This window comes from Cupriavidus sp. 94F1 (assembly GCF_057798875.1).
In genome coordinates this window covers 168395-185080 of the sequence record NZ_JBYOJT010000003.1, presented here as the reverse complement: position 1 = coordinate 185080, position 16686 = coordinate 168395, and the positions used below count along the sequence as shown (strand labels likewise).

Annotated in this window: 18 protein-coding genes; 11 read left to right on the top strand and 7 right to left on the bottom strand. The window is 65.3% G+C overall.

Annotated elements, in window-relative coordinates:
* The first annotated feature begins 68 nt into the window (after positions 1-68).
* From metX to AC3FJ6_RS08565, 3 genes are all read left to right on the top strand, one after another.
* Positions 69-1241 carry a homoserine O-succinyltransferase MetX gene (metX, locus tag AC3FJ6_RS08575; protein WP_488771498.1) on the top strand — a complete coding sequence of 391 codons (1173 nt, stop codon included), beginning with the start codon at positions 69-71 and terminating at the stop codon, positions 1239-1241.
* Positions 1238-1846, top strand: a complete 609-nt coding sequence (metW, locus tag AC3FJ6_RS08570) for a methionine biosynthesis protein MetW (RefSeq protein WP_488771497.1) — start codon at positions 1238-1240, stop codon at positions 1844-1846. The genes metX and metW overlap by 4 nt, the downstream gene beginning before the upstream one ends.
* A 129-nt stretch (positions 1847-1975) precedes the next feature.
* Positions 1976-2794: an acyl-CoA thioesterase gene (locus AC3FJ6_RS08565; protein ID WP_488771496.1), complete on the top strand. Its 819-nt coding sequence runs from the start codon at positions 1976-1978 to the stop codon at positions 2792-2794.
* 50 nt (positions 2795-2844) lie between these two features.
* Here AC3FJ6_RS08565 and AC3FJ6_RS08560 read toward each other — a convergent pair whose 3' ends face one another.
* Entirely contained in the window at positions 2845-4125 is a 1281-nt protein-coding gene (locus tag AC3FJ6_RS08560; RefSeq protein ID WP_153949905.1) for a muropeptide transporter, read from the bottom strand.
* A 117-nt stretch (positions 4126-4242) separates the two neighbouring features.
* On the opposite strand from AC3FJ6_RS08560, the gene AC3FJ6_RS08555 reads away from it, so the two are divergent.
* Both AC3FJ6_RS08555 and AC3FJ6_RS08550 read left to right on the top strand, forming a co-directional pair.
* Positions 4243-5178 (top strand): M48 family metallopeptidase, encoded by a 936-nt coding sequence (locus AC3FJ6_RS08555; protein ID WP_488771849.1) that lies wholly within the window; start codon positions 4243-4245, stop codon positions 5176-5178.
* A 110-nt stretch (positions 5179-5288) separates the two neighbouring features.
* A complete protein-coding gene (locus tag AC3FJ6_RS08550) occupies positions 5289-5753 on the top strand; it encodes an excinuclease ATPase (protein WP_488771495.1) in 465 nt (154 codons plus the stop codon).
* 96 nt (positions 5754-5849) lie between these two features.
* On the opposite strand, the gene argC is transcribed toward AC3FJ6_RS08550, so the two are convergent.
* The gene (gene argC, locus AC3FJ6_RS08545; protein ID WP_488771494.1) at positions 5850-6797 is read right to left on the bottom strand and encodes an N-acetyl-gamma-glutamyl-phosphate reductase; all 948 of its coding nucleotides are present in this window, start codon (positions 6795-6797) and stop codon (positions 5850-5852) included.
* Positions 6798-6997: 200 nt separating this feature from the next.
* Between argC and AC3FJ6_RS08540 the strand changes: the two genes are divergently transcribed.
* The gene (locus AC3FJ6_RS08540) at positions 6998-7258 is read left to right on the top strand and encodes a type II toxin-antitoxin system MqsR family toxin (protein ID WP_488771492.1); all 261 of its coding nucleotides are present in this window, start codon (positions 6998-7000) and stop codon (positions 7256-7258) included.
* 35 nt (positions 7259-7293) lie between these two features.
* On the top strand, positions 7294-7695 hold the full coding sequence (locus AC3FJ6_RS08535; protein ID WP_487523332.1) for a type II TA system antitoxin MqsA family protein: 402 nt from the start codon (positions 7294-7296) through the stop codon (positions 7693-7695).
* A 45-nt stretch (positions 7696-7740) separates the two neighbouring features.
* On the opposite strand, the gene AC3FJ6_RS08530 is transcribed toward AC3FJ6_RS08535, so the two are convergent.
* The gene (locus AC3FJ6_RS08530; RefSeq protein WP_488771491.1) at positions 7741-8517 is read right to left on the bottom strand and encodes an exodeoxyribonuclease III; all 777 of its coding nucleotides are present in this window, start codon (positions 8515-8517) and stop codon (positions 7741-7743) included.
* A 30-nt stretch (positions 8518-8547) separates the two neighbouring features.
* Between AC3FJ6_RS08530 and pyrE the strand changes: the two genes are divergently transcribed.
* Positions 8548-9225 carry an orotate phosphoribosyltransferase gene (pyrE, locus tag AC3FJ6_RS08525; protein ID WP_066730642.1) on the top strand — a complete coding sequence of 226 codons (678 nt, stop codon included), beginning with the start codon at positions 8548-8550 and terminating at the stop codon, positions 9223-9225.
* Between the two features lie 58 nt (positions 9226-9283).
* The gene (locus AC3FJ6_RS08520) at positions 9284-10615 is read left to right on the top strand and encodes a DUF3734 domain-containing protein (protein WP_400391759.1); all 1332 of its coding nucleotides are present in this window, start codon (positions 9284-9286) and stop codon (positions 10613-10615) included.
* Between the two features lie 43 nt (positions 10616-10658).
* Here the strand turns inward: AC3FJ6_RS08520 and AC3FJ6_RS08515 are convergent, their stop codons facing one another.
* The 4 genes from AC3FJ6_RS08515 to AC3FJ6_RS08500 all read right to left on the bottom strand — a co-directional run bounded on the left by AC3FJ6_RS08515 (position 10659) and on the right by AC3FJ6_RS08500 (position 14210).
* The gene (locus AC3FJ6_RS08515) at positions 10659-11468 is read right to left on the bottom strand and encodes a polyphosphate kinase 2 family protein (RefSeq protein WP_488771490.1); all 810 of its coding nucleotides are present in this window, start codon (positions 11466-11468) and stop codon (positions 10659-10661) included.
* 77 nt (positions 11469-11545) lie between these two features.
* A complete protein-coding gene (gene dapF, locus AC3FJ6_RS08510; protein WP_488771489.1) occupies positions 11546-12412 on the bottom strand; it encodes a diaminopimelate epimerase in 867 nt (288 codons plus the stop codon).
* Between the two features lie 14 nt (positions 12413-12426).
* Positions 12427-13320, bottom strand: coding sequence for a lipid A biosynthesis lauroyl acyltransferase (locus tag AC3FJ6_RS08505; RefSeq protein ID WP_488771488.1), 894 nt, complete (start codon positions 13318-13320; stop codon positions 12427-12429).
* Positions 13317-14210: a lysophospholipid acyltransferase family protein gene (locus AC3FJ6_RS08500; RefSeq protein ID WP_488771487.1), complete on the bottom strand. Its 894-nt coding sequence runs from the start codon at positions 14208-14210 to the stop codon at positions 13317-13319. The genes AC3FJ6_RS08505 and AC3FJ6_RS08500 overlap by 4 nt, the downstream gene beginning before the upstream one ends.
* Before the next feature lie 285 nt (positions 14211-14495).
* On the opposite strand from AC3FJ6_RS08500, the gene metK reads away from it, so the two are divergent.
* Positions 14496-15659 (top strand): methionine adenosyltransferase, encoded by a 1164-nt coding sequence (metK, locus tag AC3FJ6_RS08495; RefSeq protein WP_066730659.1) that lies wholly within the window; start codon positions 14496-14498, stop codon positions 15657-15659.
* Positions 15660-15796: 137 nt separating this feature from the next.
* Positions 15797-16684 (top strand): Kdo hydroxylase KdoO, encoded by an 888-nt coding sequence (gene kdoO, locus AC3FJ6_RS08490; RefSeq protein ID WP_400391743.1) that lies wholly within the window; start codon positions 15797-15799, stop codon positions 16682-16684.
* The last annotated feature ends 2 nt before the right edge of the window (positions 16685-16686 follow it).

The window sequence follows — 16686 nt, the reverse complement described above, 5'->3', positions numbered from 1 at the left end:
GGCTGCGAACCCTACGCATTGGCCGGTCGGGTTTTTTTTCGCCTGCTGACTTGACGCGGGCCTGCTCCATGACCGATGTCGCTCCTCCCGCTGGTGTGCTCGATGTGCCGACCGATTCCGTCGGCGTCGTCGCGCCCCAGCGCCTGCATTTCGCCGAACCGCTGAAGCTGCGCAACGGCAGCCAGATCGCCGGCTATGACCTGATGGTCGAGACCTACGGCACGCTCAACGCCTCGCGCAGCAATGCCGTGCTGGTGTGCCACGCCCTGAACGCCTCGCACCACGTGGCCGGCATCGCCGCCGACAACCCGCGCGATATCGGCTGGTGGGACAACATGGTGGGCCCCGGCAAGCCGCTCGATACCAACCGCTTCTTCGTCATCGGCGTGAACAACCTCGGGTCGTGCTTCGGCTCGACGGGGCCGATGAGCGCCAACCCGGCCACCGGCGCCCCCTACGGCGCGCTGTTCCCGGTGGTGACGGTCGAGGACTGGGTCAACGCGCAGGCGCGCGTGGCCGACCACTTCGGCATCGATCAGTTCGCGGCGGTGATGGGCGGCAGCCTGGGGGGCATGCAGGCGCTGGCCTGGAGCCTGATGTACCCGGACCGCCTGCGCCACTGCATCGTGGTGGCCTCCACGCCGAAGCTGTCGGCGCAGAACATCGCGTTCAACGAGGTGGCGCGCAGCGCCATCCTGTCCGACCCCGATTTCCACGGCGGCAACTACTACGCGCACAACGTGAAGCCCAAGCGCGGGCTGCGCGTGGCGCGCATGATCGGCCATATCACGTACCTGTCCGACGAGGACATGGCCGAGAAATTCGGCCGGACGCTGAAGGCCGAGGACATCCAGTTCTCGTTCGACGTCGAATTCCAGGTGGAAAGCTACCTGCGCTACCAGGGCGACAAGTTCGCCGAGTACTTCGACGCGAACACCTACCTGCTGATCACGCGCGCGCTGGACTATTTCGACCCGGCGCTGGCCTTCCAGGGCGACCTGACCAAGACCATGGCCCAGACGCACTCGAAGTTCCTGGTGGTCAGCTTCAGCACGGACTGGCGTTTCGCGCCGAACCGCAGCCGCGAGATCGTCAAGGCGCTGCTCGACAACAAGCGGCAGGTGTCGTACGCCGAGATCGACGCGCCGCATGGCCACGACGCCTTCCTGCTGGAAGATCCGCGCTATCACAACCTGATGCGCGCCTACTACGAACGCATTGCCGAGGAGATCGGTGCATGAACGCCGCCAATCCCAATATCCTCGCGCTGCGTCCCGACTTTCGCGCGATTGCCCGCTGGGTGGAGCCGAACTCCACCGTGCTCGACGCCGGCTGCGGCGATGGCAGCCTGCTGCGCGTGCTGCAGGACGAGCTGGACGTGAAAGCCTACGGCATCGAGATCCGTGACGAAGAGGTGCTGGCCTGCGCCCAGAAGGGCGTCAACGTGATCCAGCAGAACCTGGAGGGCGGCCTGGCGCTGTTCGAGGACAAGAGCTTCGACACGGTGATCCTGTCGCAGACCCTGCAGACCATCCACAACACGGCGCAGGTGCTGCGCGACACGCTGCGCGTGGGCCGCGAGTGCATCGTGTCGTTCCCGAACTTCGGCTACTGGCCGCACCGGCTGTCGGTGTTCCAGGGCCGCATGCCGGTGTCGGAGGCCCTGCCGTACCAGTGGTACAACACGCCGAACGTGCGCGTGCTGACGATCCGCGATTTCGAGGAACTGGCGCCCAAGGTGGGCCTGCGCGTGCTGGACCGCGTGGTGATGCACGAAGGCGTGACCGTGAACTGGGGCGTCAACTGGCGCGGCAGCCTGGCGGTGTACCGGGTGACGGCCACCTGACATGGCCTTCCCGATTCCGCCCGGCGCGCTGCAGGGCCGAATCGAAGCATCCCTAGCTTGACGCAAGCTTCCGGCGGGCATACCGTACGTCGTTACCGAACGACCGTACTTTTTCCTGTATCCACCGCCATGACGCAAGCGCCCCTGCATCCGCTCGATCACGCCCTGCAACTGGAACCGGCCGGCGAACACCGCTTCCGGGGACATACCAGCCAGGCCTACTGGAACATGATCGGGCCGTTCGGCGGCGCCACGGCGGCAGCGATGCTGCAGGCGGCGCTGATCCATCCCGAGCGGCTGGGCGATCCCAGCGCGCTGACCGTCAATTTTGCCGGCCCGATCGCGGAAGGGGCGTTCGAGATCGTCGCGCGGCCGGCGCGGACCAACCGGTCGACCCAGCACTGGCATCTGGAAGTGCTGCAGAACGGCGAAGTCACCACCACCGGCAGCGCCGTGTTCGCGGTGCGCCGCGAAACATGGAATTGTGGCGAAGCGGCGATGCCGGACGTGCCCGCCGCCCAGACATTGCCGAAAATGGGTGGCTTCGCACCCGTGAAATGGATTAACAGCTATGACATGCGCGCGGTGCGGGGCGCCAAGCCCGCGGCCGCGCCGGGCACGGAGAATCCGGACAGCCTGACGCAATTCTGGATCCGCGACGAACCGGCGCGCACGCCCGACTATGCTTCCGTGGCGGCCTGGTGCGACGCGTTCTATCCGCGCATCTTCCTCAAGCGCGCGGGCTTCGTGCCGGCCGGCACGGTATCGCTGACCCCGTATTTCCACGCCGATGCGGCCACGCTGGCCGCGCTGGACGACCGCCACGTGCTGGGCAGCGCCCAGGCGCGCGTGTTCCGGCAGGGCTTCTTCGACCAGAGCGCCGAGATCTGGAGCCCCGATGGCGCGTTGCTCGCCACCTCGCACCAGATCGTCTATTACAAGGAGTAAGTCCGGGACCTGCGCGGTGCGCCTTGGCCGGGCCGGCCTGGCGCCCTGAACTATGCCGGCCGGGCCGCCGCCGCTTCTGCTGGCTCGCGTGCCTGGGCTTCATAGCGGTGGACGGTGTTGCGCATGCCCCAGAGCAGCGCCACGCCGGGCACGGCCGCGATGACGGTGCCGAGGTAGAACGGCGCCCAGCCCCACGCCTCGACCATGTAGCCCGAGGTCGGGCCCACGTAGACGCGGCCGATCGACGCCAGCGCCGACAGCAGCGCGTACTGCGTGGCCGAGAACGAGCGGTTGCATAGCGTCATCAGCAGCGCCACGAAGGCCGCGGTGCCCATGCCGCCGCAGATGTTCTCCACCGCGATGGTCGCGGCCATGGTCCACAGGTGCGGCGGCGTCACCGCCAGGACCCAGTAGCCCAGGTTCGACACCCCCTGCAGCACGCCGAACAGCATCAGCGACCGATACAGCCCCAGCCGCACCATCAGCGATCCGCCGAACAGCGCGCCGATGATCGTGGCCGCCAGGCCCAGCGTCTTGTTGACGATGCCGACCTCGCCGGGGTCGAAGCCCAGCCCCCGGATCAGGAAGGTGGTCGACAGGCTGCCCGCGAAGGCATCGCCGAGCTTGTACAGCACGATCAGCAGCAGCAGCCACCAGGCGCCCTGGCGGCCGAAGAAGTCGCGCAGCGGGCCGAGTACCGCCTCTTCCAGCGATCTGGGCGCGCGCGCCGGGGTGTCCGGTTCGGGCGCCCACATCAGCGTAAGCAGGCCCACGCTCATCAGCGCGGCCATCAGCAGGTACATGTTCGACCAGCCCAGCACGCGGTCGGCCAGGTAGAGCGCCAGGCCGCCCGACACCAGCATGGCCAGCCGATAGCCCAGCACCTTGACTGCCGCGCCCGCCCCGCGTTCGGCGGGCCGCAGCACGTCGGTACTGTAGGCATCGAACACGATGTCCTGCGACGCGGACAGGAAGGCCACCAGCGTGGCCAGTGCCGCCAGCGCCCACAGCGCCTGGTGCGGCGGGCAGAAGGCCATCGCCGCGATGCTGCCCACCAGCGCCAGCTGGGTCACCAGCAGCCAGCCGCGCCGCCGTCCCAGCATCGGCGGCGTGTAGCGGTCCATCAGCGGGGCCCACAGGAACTTGAAGATATAGGCCTGGCCCACCAGCGAGAAGAAGCCGATCGTCTTGATGTCGAGCCCTTCCACGGTCATCCAGGCCTGCAGCGTGCCCGAAGTCAGTGCCAGCGGCAGGCCGGAGGCAAAGCCGAGCGTCAGCATGGCGCCGATGCGGCGGTTGCGGAAGATGTCGAGATAGGTCTGGAAATTCATGATGGGGTGGCGCCAAGGCTGGCGTGTATTATTGCATCACCCGTTCGCGCTGCCCCCGAACCCGTCACGACTTATTTCGCATCGAGCCCCGCCGTGAATCCCATCATGCCCGAGACCATGCGTCAGTCCTGCCTGCGCGTCATCCTGGCCGCCGTGGCGCTGGCACCGGCGCTGCCCGTGATGGCCCAGGAGGTGGCGCTGGTGGCAGCCCCCGACGATGGCGTGCGCGTGGAGCGGCGCTATTCGAAGGTGCGCGAGATCGTGCCGATGGAAGTCATCGACCAGCAGGCCGCCCGCGAGTACGAACAGGTCAAGCAGGAAGCCATCGCCAAACATACGCTGCTGGACGACGCCGATCCGCAGGTGCAGCGCCTGCGCGAGATCGGCATCCGGCTGCTGCCGCAGACCGTGCTCTGGAACCCGCGCGCAGGCCGCTGGCCGTGGGAAATCAACGTCATCCGCGCCAGGCAGATCAATGCCTTCTGCATGCCCGGCGGCAAGATGGCCGTCTATACGGGGCTGCTCGACGAACTGAAGCTGACCGACGACGAAGTGGCCGTGGTGATGGGCCACGAGATTGCCCATGCGCTGGAAGAGCACGCGCGCCAGCGCGCGGCGCAGGCGGAAATCTCGAATCTGGGGGCCAACGTGGTGTCGCAGCTGACCGGCTTCGGCAACCTGGGCAACATGGACATCGGGTCCAACGCCAAGATGTTGTCGCTGCGGTTCTCGCGGCTGGAAGAGACCGAAGCCGACCTCATCGGCATGGACATTGCCGCCCGCGCCGGCTACGACCCGCGCGCGGCCATCACGCTGTGGCAGAAGATGGGCAAGTTCCTGCAGGCGGGCGACGAATTCTCGTCGACCCATCCGTCGGGCCGCAGCCGCATCGCGGTGCTGGAGGCGCACATGCAAGAGGTGCTGCCGATCTACGCGAAGACCATGAACATGCCGATGGACAAGCTGGCGCCGCATCAGGCCAACATGGCTGGCTTGGCCGGCGCGCCGGTGGACGCTGGCGACGAAGACCAGCGGCGGCCACTAAAAAAGTAAACACTGCAATCTGATTCGTGCGGCGGCGGATCGGGTAGCATCATCCGGGTGGCGTTCGAGGCGCGTGGCGCCGCCGATGCCGAGGATCGACTCAACCAGGGAGAGGCCCCATGAACAAGACATTGCGCAGTGCCCTCGTCGCAACCGCCTTACTGGCATCGGGCGCCGCCAGCGCGGCCGACCAACTCATGAACATGCCAATCGATGCCGCCTTGAAGTCGCCCACGGCGGCGACCCGGATCGACCCGGGCATCCAGATGTCGTGGGGCTTCAACAGGCTCGACGGCGAACAGAATCCGGTGTTGTTCAAGACGGTGAAGCGCGTGCGCCGGCCTGTGAGCCGGGTGCAGGACACGCCTGTGCCGACCGATGCCGAACTGTGCCAGACCGTGTTCGTCGAGGCGCTGCAGGAATTGCAGCAACGGGCCAGAAGCACGGGCAACAACGCCTTGATGGAGATCCGCAGCAACTGGAAGGACGACGAGACGTCGAGCGACAAAACTTATGTGTGCGCCAAGGGCGCGGCCTATATCGGCGTCGCGCTCAAGGCCACGCTGGTCAAGGTGGGGGGCTGATCCAAGCCTGCCGCCAGCCAGGCGCCCCATGAAAAAACCGGCTCCACGGAGCCGGTTTTTTTGTGCCTCACGCGCTCGCGTGCGGCCTTCAAGCCTTCAAGCCTTCAGGCCGCTGGCTTCGTCCGCGCCGATTCGCACGTTCATGCACTGTACCGCCGCGCCCGCCGCACCCTTGCCCAGGTTGTCCAGACGGGCCACCAGGTTCAGGCGCTCTTCGTTACCGAACACGAACAGGTCCACCCGGTTGGTGTCGTTGCTGGCCTGGACGTCGAAGAAACCGTGGTCCAGGTTGTCGTCGCTGTTGTACGGATGCACGCGGACAAACTGCTCGCCCTCGTAGTGCTTGCGGTAGATGTCGAGGATGGCTTCGGCATTGGCCTGCGTGCGCAGCAGCGACGGATACACCGGCACCGTCACCGACAGGCCCTTCAGGAAGTTGCCGACGATCGGGTTGAAGATCGGCGCCTGGGCCAGGCCTGCCTGCACGCGCATTTCCGGCAGGTGCTTGTGCGCCAGTCCCAGCGCGTACGGACGCGGGCTGTTCAGCTTCGGGTTACCGCCGGCTTCGAACTCGGCAATCATCGACTTGCCACCGCCGCTGTAGCCGGTCAGCGAGAACGCCGAGATCGGGTAATCGGCCGGCATCAGCCCCGCTTCCACCAGCGGACGCACGGCCAGCACGAAGGCGCTGGCGTGGCAGCCCGGCACGGCGATGCGGTTGCTGGCGCGAATCTTCTCGCGCTGGCCGCGGGTCAGTTCGGGCAGGCCATAGGCCCAGCTGTCGGTGGTGCGGAACGCCGTGCTGGCGTCGATCACGCACGTGTTCGGATTGGTGACCAGCGACACGGCCTCGCGCGAAGCCACATCGGGCAGGCACAGGAAAGAGACGTCTGAGGCATTCAGGAAGCGTGCTCGCTCCTGCGGGTCCTTGCGCTTGTCATCGGCAATGCGCAGCAGCTCCACATCGGAGCGACCCGAGAGATAGTCAAGCAACCGGAGACCGGTGGTGCCTTCCTGACCATCGACGAACACTTTGAAAACCATGGCGGACTCACTATGAAAAATGCGAAGAGTCTCCTGTCCTTGGGGGCGGAGAACCTGCATTGTAGCGAGATTGACTGCCGGACGCAGGGTTTACGCCAAAAGAGGCGTGTTGGCGGGGCAGCGTTCCGGGTTGGTGAAAAATAACCAACTAGGTTAATCTCGCATGGAGAAATCGACGGCGCATTACAAGCTGGCCCCAGGTGAGGGCGTTGATTGCCGAAAGGCGGGTCGTGTTCACGGCATCGGCCGCTCAAGGACACCAGGCCATGTCGATGTCGCGTGCCGAAGCGTTGGCGGTGGTGGACAAGCTGGGTTCCGCTGACTTCTACAAGAGCATGACGACGTATCGGGACCACCGCGTTTGGCAGGATGTGTATCACCCACGCACACCCTATGGGAGCCTTTACGTGAAATTGACCGTTCGGGACGACTTGCTGGTGGTGTCGTTCAAGATACGGTGATGGCGGGCCGGCAACGGCCGAGGAACGGAAACGAAATGAAATGCCCTGAATGTGGCGGCGCCGAGCTGGTCAAGGGACGGCGTGATCTGCCCTATGCCTATCGCGGCGAGTCGACAGTGTTCGAGGACGTGGACGGCGAGTGGTGTCCGCTCTGCGGCGAGGGGATTCTTTCCCGAGAGGCGCATGAGAGGCTGGACGACCTTGCCCTGGCCTTCAACAAGCAGGTCAATGCGTCCCTTGTCGATCCCACCTTCATCATCGCAGTCCGCAAGAAGCTGCATCTGGACCAGAAGGAGGCCGGCGAAATCTTCGGCGGCGGTGTGAACGCGTTTTCGCGTTACGAGACTGGCCGCACCAAGCCGCCGCTGGCCCTGGTCAAGCTTCTGAAACTACTCGACCGCCACCCGAACCTGCTCGACGAAATCCGATCCATCTGAGATCGGAAACTGTCAGCCGCCCCAGCCTTGCGCCAGTGCGCCCCATCACAACGGAAAGTCGTAGTCGATCGACAGCGGGGCGTGGTCGCTGAACTTCTCGTCCTTGTAGATGGCGCTGGCTTTGGCCGTGGCGGCAATCCTGGCGGTGGTCAGGTGGTAATCGATGCGCCACCCGACGTTCTTGGCGTAGGCCTGGCCGCGGTTGCTCCACCAGGTGTACTGCTCTGGGCGCGGGTCGAGTTGCCGGAACACGTCGACGTAGCCGTGGGTGTCGAACAGGGCGCCGATCCACGCGCGTTCCTCGGGCAGGAAGCCGGAGTTCTTGAGGTTGCCCTTCCAGTTCTTGATGTCGATTTCCTTGTGGGCGATGTTCACGTCACCGCACAGGACGATTTCGCGGCCGGTGGCCTTCAGTTGCAGCAGGTGGGGCAGGAAGGCTTCCATGAAGCGGAACTTTGCCGCCTGGCGCTCTTCGCCGCTCGATCCGGACGGCACATAGACCGAAATGACCGCAAGGTGCGGATACTGCACTTCCACGTAACGCCCCTCGGCGTCGAATTCGGCACAGCCGAACCCCGTGACCACGCGTTCGGGCTGGTGGCGTGTGTACAGGCCCACGCCGCTATAGCCCTTCTTTTCGGCGTAGTGGAAAAAACCGTGATAGCCGTGTGGCGCCAGAAACGCCTCGGTCATGTCGGCTTGCTGCGCCTTGAGTTCCTGGACGCAGACCATGTCGGCGTTCTGCTTGCCCATCCACTCGAAGAAGCCCTTCTTGTGGGCCGAACGGATGCCGTTGAGGTTGGCGCTGATAATCCGTAACATCTCGGGAAATTTTGAATTCAGAGAGAAAAGATGACGCAGCAGACGACGCCGGCCGACCTGAGCCAGACCTTTATCCGCTTTGCACTGGATGCAGGCGTGCTGTCTTTTGGCGAGTTCGTGACCAAGGCTGGCCGCAAGTCGCCGTATTTCTTCAACGCAGGCCTGTTCAACCAGGGTGCGATGCTGGGCCAGGTGGCGCAATTCTACGCGAAGACCCTGATCAACTCGGGTCTGCAGTTCGACGTGCTGTTCGGGCCGGCCTACAAGGGCATCACGCTGGCGTCGGCGACGGCCGTCGCGCTGGCCGGCATGGGCCGCGATGTCGGGTTTGCGTACAACCGCAAGGAAGCCAAGGACCATGGCGAAGGCGGCACGCTGGTGGGCGCCAAGCTGCAGGGCAAGGTGGTGATCGTCGATGACGTGATCTCCGCCGGTACCTCGGTGCGCGAGTCGATGCAGATGATCCGCGCCGCCGGCGCCGAGCCGGCCGCCGTGCTGATCGCGCTGGACCGCATGGAAAAGAGCGGCACCGCCGACAACATCGGCACCCATTCGGCCGTGCAGGACGTGCAGCGCGAATACGGCGTGCCGGTGATCGCCATCGCGTCGCTGAAGGACTTGCTGGCCTATCTGGATGCCTCGCAGGATCCGGCGCTCGGGAACTCTCGCGACGCGGTTGCAGCCTATCGTCAGAAGTACGGCGTCTGACAGTTGTGTTGCACACGGCCCCGCCTGGGGCCGTTTTCATTTTCAGGGGAGCAGGGGCGTGGCGGAAAAGCGGCGGCAGAACCAGGAAGCGATCCAGCGCGAGATTGGCGAACAGGGCGCGCCGCCCCAGGATTCGGCGGCCGATGCCGCCACACCGTCCAAGGCCAAACGGCCCGCAAACCGCCGCAAGGCGCTGCCGCGCGAACATTGCGCGCCGGACGCGCCGCCGCACGCGGGCCCGGCCCATGAAGCCTACGCCATCCGCGCGCTGGTGCTGCAGGGGGGCGGGGCGCTTGGTTCCTACCAGGCCGGCGTCTACCAGGGGCTGGCCGAAGGCGGCATTCATCCGAACTGGATCGCCGGGATTTCGATTGGCGCCCTGAACGCAGCGGTCATCGCCGGCAACCCGCCCGAAACGCGGGTCGCGCAACTGCGGGCGTTCTGGGAATACATCTGCGCCCAGCCGTGGCTGCCCGGCCTGCCGCTGGACCTGCTGACGGAGGCCGCGCCGATGTGGCCGGAGCCCATGCGCATCTGGTTCGACGGGATCAACGCCACGCGCGCACTGCTGGAAGGCCAGCGCGGCTTTTTCTCGCCGCGCAATATCGCCGATCTCTGGTCGCGCTTCGACGATCCGGGCAGCGCCAGCTATTACGACACTGCGCCACTCAAGGCCACGTTGGAGCGGTTTGTCGACTTCGACCGGATCAACAGGCCGAAGGAAATGCGCGTGTCGGTGGGGGCGGTCAATGTGCGCACCGGCAACTTCGCGTACTTCGACAACACTCGCATGACGCTGCGCGCGGAGCATTTCATGGCATCGGGCGCGCTGCCGCCGGGCTTCCCGGCCATCGAAATCGATGGCGAGTATTACTGGGATGGCGGGCTGGTATCGAACACCCCGCTGCAGGAAGTTCTGACGGCCCAGCCACGGCGCGACGCACTGATCTTCCAGGTGGACCTGTGGAGCGCGCGCGGCAAGCTGCCGCATAACCTGCTGGACGTGGCCGAGCGCCAGAAGGACATCCAGTATTCGAGCCGCACGCGCGCCATCACCGACGCCATGCGTGAACAGCAGAACTATCGCCGCATGCTGAGTGAACTGATGGCGCTGGTGCCGCCATCAAAGCGCGACGACGCGTGGTACAAGCGTGCCGCCGAGCACGCCTGCGACGCGCGCCGCAACGTGATCCAGCTGATCTATCGCGACAAGAGCTTCGAAGGCAGCGCCAAGGATTACCAGTTTGGCGTTTTGACGATGCACGAGCATTGGTCCAGTGGGCTCGACGATATCCGTGACACGCTCAAGCATCCGCACTGGCTGGCCATGCCCGGCCCCGAACGCCCGTTCGTCACCCACGACGTGCATCGCGGCAACGGCGACGGCTGATGCCGGGGCCCGCCATGACGCGGCCCCTGCGCTTACTTGACCCTTACTCGACCACGACCTTGGCCAGCTCCGGCTTGGGGGGCGGGTAATCGGGCCGCAGCTTGTCGAAGGTGGCCCGCAGAATCTCCGCCACCATCAGGTTGCGATGGCTCTTCGAGTCGGCCGGCACGATATACCAGGGCGCCTCGGGCGCCGCCGTGGCCGCGATGGCGTCTTCGTAGGCCTGCTGGTATTCCTTCCAGAACTTGCGTTCGGCCAGGTCCTGCATGTCGAACTTCCAGTGCTTCTGCGGATCGGCGATCCGTTCCTCGAGCCGCTGCTTCTGCTCGCCCTTGGATATATGCAGGAAGCACTTGACGATGGTCGTGCCCGTCTCCACCAGCATCTGTTCGAATTCGCGGATCTGCCGGTAGCGCCGTTTGCATTCGGCTTCGTCGATCCAGCCGTGCACGCGCGTGATCAGCACGTCTTCGTAGTGGCTGCGGTTGAAGATCACGATTTCGCCCTTGCGCGGCACCTGGGCATGCACGCGCCACAGGTAGTCGCGCGCCAGTTCCTCGGGGGTGGGCGCCTTGAAGCTGGCGACGCGCACGCCCAGCGGATCGAAGCTGCGGAAGACCGATCGGACAGTGCCGTCCTTGCCGCTGGTGTCCATGCCCTGCAGCACGATCAGCAGCTTGTGCTTGTGCTCGGCGTAGAAGATGTCCTGCACGGCATCGAGCTGGCCGCTCAGTTCGGCCAGATGGGCGTTATCGGAAGTCTTGTTGCCGGTGGACAGCGGCTTGCTGGCGGCGTCGAAGGCGGCAAGTTTGAACTGCTTGCCCGTGGTGATGCGGAAATCGTCCAGGCTCATGGGCTCTCCGGTGGCGGGACCGGTGTCGTCCCGCGTTCCACACGGCCCCCGCCAGGCGCGGGGGCGAGCCCTTATGGTCAGGCAGGGAGCGTCGCCAGGTCAATAGACCCTTCGAACACGGTCGTCGCCGGACCGGTCATCTGCACCGGCTGACCCACACCCTGCCAGGCAATGCTGAGGTCGCCGCCGTGCGTATGCACCTTGACAGGCGAATCGAGCAGGCCACGGCGAATGCCGGCCACCACGGCGGCGCAGGCGCCGGTGCCGCAGGCCAGGGTCTCGCCCGCGCCACGCTCGAAGACGCGCAGGTGGATCGTGTGGCGATCGGCGATGGCCATGAAGCCGGCATTGACGCGGTTCGGGAACGACTTGTGATGCTCGATCACGGGGCCGTCCTGCAGCACCGGAAACTGCTCGACATCGTCCACCACCTGCACCGCGTGCGGGTTGCCCATCGATACGGCCGAAATCCACTCGGTGCGGCCGTTGACTTCCAGGCCGTACAGCGTGTCGTCGCCCTCGGTGCGCGTGGGCAGGCCGTCGGCGATGAAGGGCACGCGGGCCGGCGTCAATTCGGGCGCGCCCATGTCCACCGTGACCTGGCCGTCGTCCTGCAGCGTCAGGGTGATGACACCGTTCATGACTTCCACGCGCACGGACCGCTTGTCGGTCATGCCCTTGTCGGTGACAAAGCGCACGAAGCAGCGGGCGCCGTTGCCGCAGTGCTCCACCTCGCCGCCGTCCGCATTGAAGATGCGATAGCGGAAGTCGACGTCATCGCGCGCCGATTTCTCGACGATCAGGATCTGGTCGGCGCCGATGCCGAAATGGCGGCTGGCCAGGGCGCGCCATTGCGCGTCGGTCAGGTCGAGCTTCTGGTGGATGCCGTCCAGCACGATGAAATCGTTGCCGGCGCCGTGCATCTTGGTGAACTGGAGTTTCATGGTGCCGATTGTAATCAGTAGATGTCCGGTTCGCCGGGCGGCCGGTGCTTGAAGCGTTTGTGCACCCAGTAATAGTCGGTGATGCGCGGACGGATCGCCTCTTCGAAGAACGCGTTCATGCGTCGGGTGTCGTCCGTGACACTTTCTCCGGGGTAATCCTCCCACGGCGGCAGCAGGTGCAGCACGTAGCCCTGGTAGTCGGGCAACTGCTCGGTGTAGATCGGCACCACCCGGGCGCCGGCAAGCCGCGCCAGGCGCGACACCGACGTCAGCGTCAGCGCCTGCACGCCGAAGAACGGCACGAATTCCGAGTCGCGCTCGCCGAAGTCCATGTCGGAAATCAGCTGCAGTGCCTCGCCCTTCTTCAAAACCCGCAGAATGTTACGCACGCTGTCGTTGCGCGAGATCATGTTCGCGCCAAAACGGCCGCGCGCCACCTTCAGGAAATCGTCGAACAGCCTGTTCTTCTGCACCGTGTACAGCGACGCGCCAGAGCGGCCCACGGTGTCGCGCAGGTGCATGGTCAGGCGGATGGCACCCGCTTCCAGGCCCGACAGGTGCAGCGTCACCAGGATATGCGGCGTGCCGTCCAGCGCCGGCAGGTTGCCGTGGTCCTTGATCTGCACCAGGCGGCGCATCTTGGCTTCGCCGCAGGTCCAGAAGATGCCGCCTTCGGCAAAGCTGCGGAACACCTTCCGATAGGTCTCGCGAGCCATGGCCTCGATCTCGGCGTCGGACCGCTCCGGAAAGCACAGGCGCAGGTTGGCGCGCACCACCTCGCGGCGCGGGTTTGGCACAAGATAGAGGATGCTGCCCAGGGCCTCGCCAAAGCGCGCCACAAAGGCGTAGGGGAGTTTGCCCAGCACCGTCAGCAAGCCGATGCCGAGCCAGGTAAGGATGCGGCTCATTGATTCTCGTTGTTGGTGACCGCCGGCATGGCGGGGGCCATATCCGGTGGCAGCCCGGCCCCGGCCGGATGTTTGTAGCGGTTATATCCCCACAAATATTGCGTCGGGTCGATGTGGATCAACTCTTCGATCGTTGCATTGATGACAGCCGACGCTGCGGCCGGGTCTTCCGGCAGCATGCCGCCGCCGCACAGGACGCGCAGATGCCCGAGGTAGCCGGCGCCGCGCGGCAGGCGTTCGGCAAAGACCATCACGATCGGTGCCCCCGTCAGTTGCTGGAGCCGATGCACCAGTGTCATCGAATAGGCGGGCTTGCCATAGAACGGCGCCCAGGTGCCCTCTCCGCCGCTTGGAACCTGGTCGGGCAGGATGCCGATGGTCTCGCCGCGCTTGAGTGCCTTGACCAGCATACGCACCCCGCGCGGCGTGGCAGGCGCCATGGCAATGTTGGGGCGGGTGCGCATGTGCTCGACGAAATCGCGCAGCCAGGGCTGGTGGGGCGGCTTGAACAGGCAGGTCACGCGCTGTTGCCGGGCGTAGGCCTGCGGCAATACCTCGAAGCAGCCCAGGTGAGGGGTCAGCACGATCACGCCGTTGCCGGCCGCGCCGAGCCGGGCCGTTTCCGACCACAATGCATCGAAATTGTCGGTGCGCACGGTGATCGCCTTGCGGCTCCAGAAGTACGGCATCTCCATGATCAGGCGCCCCGTGTGGCGCGCCGACTCAGCAATCATGGCGTCGGTGGCCTGCGGGTAGGCATGGCGAAAATTCTCGGCCAGACGCCGCCCATAGCGGCCGGGCAGACGCGCCACGAGCAGCCCCAATGCACCGCCGGCGGCGTGCAGCACGCGCAGTGGCAGGCGGGAGATGAGCCAGAACAGAAAGGTCATGTCGGTGCGGGCGAGACGAAGCCGGTAAAGCCGAAAATAAAGCGTAATAACCGCAAAAGCAGTCAGGGATTTCTGAGATACGCCCGTTTCCTGCCGTTATTTGAAGAATTAGCGGCCTGCAACGGAAGCGGCAGGGCGGTATAATACCTGCCATCGCCGAGTTAACTGACAACTTGCGGGGCGATGCCGCTCTACCGGAGCAGCCTAAATACCGCTAAAGCGTCGCCGCATCGTTTCCGAAGGTGGCACGCAATAGCCGAAAAGCCAACCTGGAGAAACTAGATCGTGTCGAACGATTTCCTCTTTACTTCGGAATCCGTCTCCGAAGGCCATCCCGACAAAGTCGCTGACCAGATTTCGGACGCCGTCCTGGACGCCATCCTTGCCCAGGACAAGTACGCCCGCGTGGCCGCGGAAACCCTTTGCAACACCGGTCTGGTGGTGCTGGCTGGCGAAATCACCACGACCGCCAACGTCGACTACATTCAGGTCGCACGCGACACCATCAAGCGCATTGGCTACGACAACACCGACTACGGCATCGACTACAAGGGTTGTGCCGTGCTGGTTGCCTATGACAAGCAGTCGCCGGACATCGCCCAGGGCGTGGACCGCGCGTCGGACGACTACCTGAACCAGGGCGCCGGCGACCAGGGCCTGATGTTCGGCTACGCTTGCGACGAGACGCCGGAACTGATGCCGTTCCCGATCTACTACTCGCACCGCCTGGTGGAGCGCCAGTCGCAACTGCGCCGCGATGGCCGCCTGCCCTGGCTGCGCCCCGATGCGAAGTCGCAGGTGACCGTGCGCTACGTGGACGGCCGTCCGCACAGCGTGGACACCGTGGTGCTGTCGACCCAGCATTCGCCGGACATTTCGCAGGCACAGATCCGCGAGGCGGTGATCGAGGAGATCATCAAGCCCGTGCTGCCGGCCGACATGCTCAAGGAAACGAAGTACCTGGTGAACCCGACCGGCCGTTTCGTGATCGGTGGTCCGCAGGGCGACTGCGGCCTGACCGGCCGCAAGATCATCGTCGATACCTACGGCGGTGCTTCGCCGCACGGTGGTGGCGCGTTCTCGGGCAAGGACCCGTCGAAGGTTGACCGCTCGGCTGCCTACGCCGCCCGCTACGTGGCCAAGAACGTGGTGGCCGCCGGCCTGGCGCGCCAGTGCCAGGTGCAGGTCAGCTACGCCATCGGCGTGGCGCGTCCGATCAACGTGACCGTCTACACGGAAGGCACCGGCAAGATCTCCGACGAGAAGATCGCCCAGCTGGTGCAGGAACACTTCGACCTGCGCCCGAAGGGCATCGTGGCAATGCTGGACCTGCTGCGCCCGATCTACGAAAAGACCGCCGCCTACGGCCACTTTGGCCGCGAGGAGCCGGAATTCTCGTGGGAAGCCACCGACAAGGCCGCCGCGCTGCGCGCCGCCGCCGGCCTGTAAGCGCCCAGGGCGCCTTCACGGCTGCAAGACCCCGCCGGTCCTCACGGATCCGCGGGGTTTTTTGTTGCGCGGGCGGCACCTGGGCCGGCGCCCGCATGGAGGTAGAATCCGGTCAACCTGAAATTATCGGAATTGCCATGTCCCTGGACCTGATCCGCACCCAGCCCTATACCGACTGGTCGCCCGAGGTAACGCCCGAGACGCGCGCCACGCTGCGCCGCGAACTGGAGCAGGGCGCCGTGCTGTACTTCCCGAACCTGGCGTTCCGCTTGCAGCCGGGCGAGGAACGGTTCCTGGACCCGCGCTATTCCGACGGCAAGTCGAAGAACATCAACCTGCGCGCCAACGACCGCGCCGTGCGTGGGGCGGCCGGCACCGAGCAGGACCTGACCGATCTCTACAATCTGATCCATCGCTATGCCACGTCGAGCGAGACGCTGATCCGCACGCTGTTTCCCGAGTACGAGGGGCACATGACGCGTGCGGGCACGTCGCTGCGTCCGAGCGAAATCGCCGGCCGCCCGGTCAGCTGGCGCAAGGACGATACGCGGCTGCACGTGGATTCGTTCCCGTCGAACCCGATGCTGGGCAAGCGCCTGCTGCGCGTGTTCCACAACATCGACCCCGAAGCGCCGCGTGTGTGGCGGGTGGGCGAGCCATTTGGCGATTTTGCTGCGCGATTCGTGCCAAAGACGCACGGCATGTGGCCGGGCCAGGCCTGGCTGATGAAGACGCTGCACATCACCAAGCGCGAGCGCAGCGAATACGATCACCGCATGCTGCAATTGCACGACCTGGCCAAGGCCGACCTGGACTACCAGAAGTCCGTGCCGCAGCAGGAATTCCATTTCCCGCCGGGCGCCACCTGGATCGTGTTCAGCGACCAGCTGCTGCATGCCGCCATGCGCGGCAAGGCGATGATGGAACAGACGATCTACCTGGACCCGGCCGCCATCGGCGACCGGACCCATTCGCCCGAGGCCGTGCTGTCGCGCATGCTGGGCAAGCCGATGCTGGCTGCCTGAGT

Excerpts from the sequence above, each read along its gene's own strand:
- metW (WP_488771497.1), top strand. The coding sequence starts at position 1,238 with ATGAACGCCGCCAATCCCAATATCCTCGCGCTGCGTCCCGACTTTCGC.
- AC3FJ6_RS08530 (WP_488771491.1), bottom strand. The coding sequence starts at position 8,517 with ATGTTACGGATTATCAGCGCCAACCTCAACGGCATCCGTTCGGCCCAC.
- AC3FJ6_RS08505 (WP_488771488.1), bottom strand. The coding sequence starts at position 13,320 with ATGAGCCGCATCCTTACCTGGCTCGGCATCGGCTTGCTGACGGTGCTG.
- AC3FJ6_RS08500 (WP_488771487.1), bottom strand. The coding sequence starts at position 14,210 with ATGACCTTTCTGTTCTGGCTCATCTCCCGCCTGCCACTGCGCGTGCTG.
- metX (WP_488771498.1), top strand. The coding sequence starts at position 69 with ATGACCGATGTCGCTCCTCCCGCTGGTGTGCTCGATGTGCCGACCGAT.
- argC (WP_488771494.1), bottom strand. The coding sequence starts at position 6,797 with ATGGTTTTCAAAGTGTTCGTCGATGGTCAGGAAGGCACCACCGGTCTC.
- pyrE (WP_066730642.1), top strand. The coding sequence starts at position 8,548 with ATGACGCAGCAGACGACGCCGGCCGACCTGAGCCAGACCTTTATCCGC.
- AC3FJ6_RS08515 (WP_488771490.1), bottom strand. The coding sequence starts at position 11,468 with ATGAGCCTGGACGATTTCCGCATCACCACGGGCAAGCAGTTCAAACTT.
- AC3FJ6_RS08550 (WP_488771495.1), top strand. The coding sequence starts at position 5,289 with ATGAACAAGACATTGCGCAGTGCCCTCGTCGCAACCGCCTTACTGGCA.
- AC3FJ6_RS08565 (WP_488771496.1), top strand. The coding sequence starts at position 1,976 with ATGACGCAAGCGCCCCTGCATCCGCTCGATCACGCCCTGCAACTGGAA.
- kdoO (WP_400391743.1), top strand. The coding sequence starts at position 15,797 with ATGTCCCTGGACCTGATCCGCACCCAGCCCTATACCGACTGGTCGCCC.
- dapF (WP_488771489.1), bottom strand. The coding sequence starts at position 12,412 with ATGAAACTCCAGTTCACCAAGATGCACGGCGCCGGCAACGATTTCATC.
- AC3FJ6_RS08555 (WP_488771849.1), top strand. The coding sequence starts at position 4,243 with ATGCGTCAGTCCTGCCTGCGCGTCATCCTGGCCGCCGTGGCGCTGGCA.
- AC3FJ6_RS08560 (WP_153949905.1), bottom strand. The coding sequence starts at position 4,125 with ATGAATTTCCAGACCTATCTCGACATCTTCCGCAACCGCCGCATCGGC.
- AC3FJ6_RS08535 (WP_487523332.1), top strand. The coding sequence starts at position 7,294 with ATGAAATGCCCTGAATGTGGCGGCGCCGAGCTGGTCAAGGGACGGCGT.